This window comes from Moorena sp. SIO4A5 (assembly GCF_010672005.1).
Taxonomy (GTDB): domain Bacteria; phylum Cyanobacteriota; class Cyanobacteriia; order Cyanobacteriales; family Coleofasciculaceae; genus Moorena.
In genome coordinates this window covers 1-3031 of record NZ_JAAHHZ010000594.1, presented here as the reverse complement: position 1 = coordinate 3031, position 3031 = coordinate 1, and the positions used below count along the sequence as shown (strand labels likewise).

At 46.0% G+C, this 3031-nt stretch carries 4 protein-coding genes; 1 reads left to right on the top strand and 3 read right to left on the bottom strand.

What is annotated here, in order from left to right; genetic code table 11:
- Window positions 1-62: 62 nt before the first annotated feature.
- Both F6K57_RS41555 and F6K57_RS41550 read right to left on the bottom strand, forming a co-directional pair.
- Window positions 63-1061, bottom strand: coding sequence for a formylglycine-generating enzyme family protein (locus tag F6K57_RS41555; RefSeq protein WP_293075004.1), 999 nt, complete (start codon window positions 1059-1061; stop codon window positions 63-65).
- A 19-nt stretch (window positions 1062-1080) separates the two neighbouring features.
- Window positions 1081-1551 carry a hypothetical protein gene (locus F6K57_RS41550; protein WP_293075002.1) on the bottom strand — a complete coding sequence of 157 codons (471 nt, stop codon included), beginning with the start codon at window positions 1549-1551 and terminating at the stop codon, window positions 1081-1083.
- Here F6K57_RS41550 and F6K57_RS41545 point away from each other — a divergent pair.
- Window positions 1550-1675 carry a hypothetical protein gene (locus F6K57_RS41545; RefSeq protein ID WP_293074999.1) on the top strand — a complete coding sequence of 42 codons (126 nt, stop codon included), beginning with the start codon at window positions 1550-1552 and terminating at the stop codon, window positions 1673-1675. The genes F6K57_RS41550 and F6K57_RS41545 overlap by 2 nt on opposite strands.
- Window positions 1676-1889: 214 nt before the next feature.
- Here F6K57_RS41545 and F6K57_RS41540 read toward each other — a convergent pair whose 3' ends face one another.
- A complete protein-coding gene (locus F6K57_RS41540; RefSeq protein ID WP_293074997.1) occupies window positions 1890-2930 on the bottom strand; it encodes a hypothetical protein in 1041 nt (346 codons plus the stop codon).
- Between the last annotated feature and the right edge of the window lie 101 nt (window positions 2931-3031).

Genomic DNA, 3031 nt, shown 5'->3' with positions numbered 1-3031 from the left:
CCTTCTGCCTTCACGGCGCGGGCGAGGTCCGCAAATCCTTCCACGTGCCTGGCGTCCGCTTTCTATCTAGTTGTCGTACCTGCTCGACAGGCATATTCCCATTCCGCCTCACTGGGCAAACGGAATTTTCGATCCTTGAGTTGACCCTTAAATTTTTGATTGAGTCGCGCACAAAATTCCTTGGCTTCATACCAGCTTACCTGCTCAACTGGGAGAGACTCGCCTTTAAAATTAGATGGCTCTGCCTCCAAGCTCCTGTCAACTTGGTTGTAACTAGCAACTGCTCGCCACTGCTGCTGGGTAACTTGATACTTCCCCATCCAGAACGCTGGTACATTTACCTGATGCTGGGGTCCTTCGTCACTATCCCTACCAGACTCATTTGCGGGCGAACCCATCATGAAGCTACCTGCTTTGATGGGTTGTATTTCTAAGATAACCCCGTTACCTAAATCAAAGATTCCTGGAATTAAACCCAACTTTCCTAAGGTGCTGTTGATGTAGGTGATGATGGCTTGTTCCGTGGGTACCACGATCAGGGAGGATTCTCTGGATTGGCCGATGGTCTCACTAAATTGCGCTACTTCTACGCCCTGCCCCAGTTTCAGACTGCCATTGAGCTGTGTAGCACCCTCTACCGTCAGCGTCTCACTGACTTGGAGCTTTTTAGTTTCAAACGACTCTCTGGCGCTATCTTCTACCCCTTGCACTTTCTGGTCTACATAGGTTTTCACTGCCAGTTCCGTGGGAACAGCTTGATTCGAGTTGCCTCCTAAGGTACCATCCCTGGAAAATTCATTGACCGCTTCTCCTAATTCTAGTTTCAGGTTTCCCTTGACTTCCAGTTTAGCGGTGGGATTATTGTCTGTCCCAATCCCTACGTTGCCTTTAACCTTCAGGGCGTCTTCAATGGTTAGAGGTCCCTGGAAGCTTGTTGCTTTTTGTTTTATGTCTTGAAGAGTCTTCCCCAAACTGTCAATTTCATCCATGGCAGCATTCCAATCTTCCGAAAGGATCAAATCTCCAGCTTTTTTCTGTTTTCGGTCAAAGCCTTTGGTCATTGCTTCCTCATAGTTATCACTAAAACAAAATTTCCCACACGAGAGTTAACTTAAATTGCTCGCTCTTGGTAATTTTAGGAAAGGTCACTCGATTATACATGATTCCCTGGCTTTGTTCTGGGCTATTGAACAAACCCGCCTCAGTCAACTCAACTGGCTGTTTATCAGGTTCCCCAAAATCCAGGTCTACAGACAACATAATTTTACACTTTTTACTGTCACCGTCTCCACTCTCGATTAAATCTTTGCCGAGGTCAAACGGTTTAAGTTCTTTACGAAACACTTCATTTTCCAATTGGATATCATTAGCTGGAGCAACTGTGCTGCCCCCAGTCCCTAAGGCGATGTAGCGAATCGGGTCAATGGTTTGATTAGTAAATAACTTGGCAACTAATTCCCGCCCTGTGTAAACAATCGAGTTGTCAGCTTTAACTTCCTGGACCAGCTGAGCTTGAGGATTATATTTTTGGATAATCAACCTACCTTTCATGTCGAGGTTTTCGGCAATTTTCATAGAATTAAGAATCGGGAATCGGGAATCGGGAATCGGGAATCGGGAATCGGGAATCGGGAATCGGGAATTGGGAATCGGGAAGTTAGAAGTTAGAAGTTAGAAGTTAGAAGTTAGAAGTTAGAAGTTAGAAGTTAGAAGTTAGAAGTTAGAAGTTAGAAGTTAGAAGTTAGAAGTTAGAAGTTAAAAGTTAGAAGTTAAAAGTTAAAAGTTAGCATTTACCAGGTTAGTGAGGTATATTTAAGTTTTTTATCCCGACTCCCGACTCCCGACTCCCGACTCCCGATTCCCTACTCCCTACTCCCTACTCCCTTTCCTCAAGCAAAACGATTGCCGCTATCAAAGCCCGTATAGTCAAATACTCCACAAGTAAGCAGGTTATCAGACATTTCGTGGACTATTCCCTCTGGATAGGGAACCTGAATAGTATTAATAGTCAAGGTATCTTCGGCAAGATGTTCTTCCAGAAAAGGAGAACGCTCAACAGTTAACTGTGCTACCATTTCGTGAGTTTCCTGAAAGCGCTTCTCATAGGTAATAATCCCCAAAACACCAGCGGCTTTAACCTTGTCAATAATTCCAGCAATTTGATGACGAGGATGATCCCCTGCTTCCTGAAACTTATCGGTAAAGCCGGGAATATCCCAAGGGATTTTGACCTCGAACACCCCTGGGGTGAGTTGGTAGAATCTCATTTTCACAGAGACGGCGGGTTGACTCAAGGAAAAGGTGCTTTGATCAAAGCGCTGTTGGTCAAATCGTGCCAGGGGATACTCCTTAGCAGAGACGGCGGGTTGACTCAAGAAAAAGGTGCTTTGATCAAAGCGCTGTTGGTCAAATCGTGCCAGGGGATACTCCTTAGCAGAGACGGCGGGTTGACTCAAGGCAAAGGTGCTTTGATCAAAGCGCTGTTGGTCAAATCGTGCCAGGGGATACCCCTCAGCTAACTGGGCTTCCAGCCGCCAGCGAGAGGTGTTGGTTGTTAGTAGGGGCGTTCCTTCCGTTGCATAAGGCTTACCGTTTACCTCAACGATATCCTCTCGAAAGGACAAGACATCGGATGCCTCCACTTTTCCCTTGTAAGCTACGAACTCTTGAGTATCGCAGTTAACAAGACGTACATTGCATAATACCACAGGCAGACTTGGCTGAACTGCCAGGGAAATTTCGATTTCCTCAGGCTGCGGGTTGGGGTTATATACCTCAAATTCTTCCCCAAGTCTCAGCACGTAGCGATGTTCTGGCTGATTACGAGGATGCAACTGAGTCAGCCGAGGCATGAACTCTTGAACTTGAATGGTTTTCTTGGCGGCTTGAGCTGCGGGGGAATCTCCTAAAATTCCCAAGTTGGCTGCCACCAAATCAATAATCCCTTGCTTGGTTGCAGCTGATACTTTTAACCGCGACATCTTCGACATTTAAGACATCTAGTACAACATCACCGACGTGATCGGTAAAG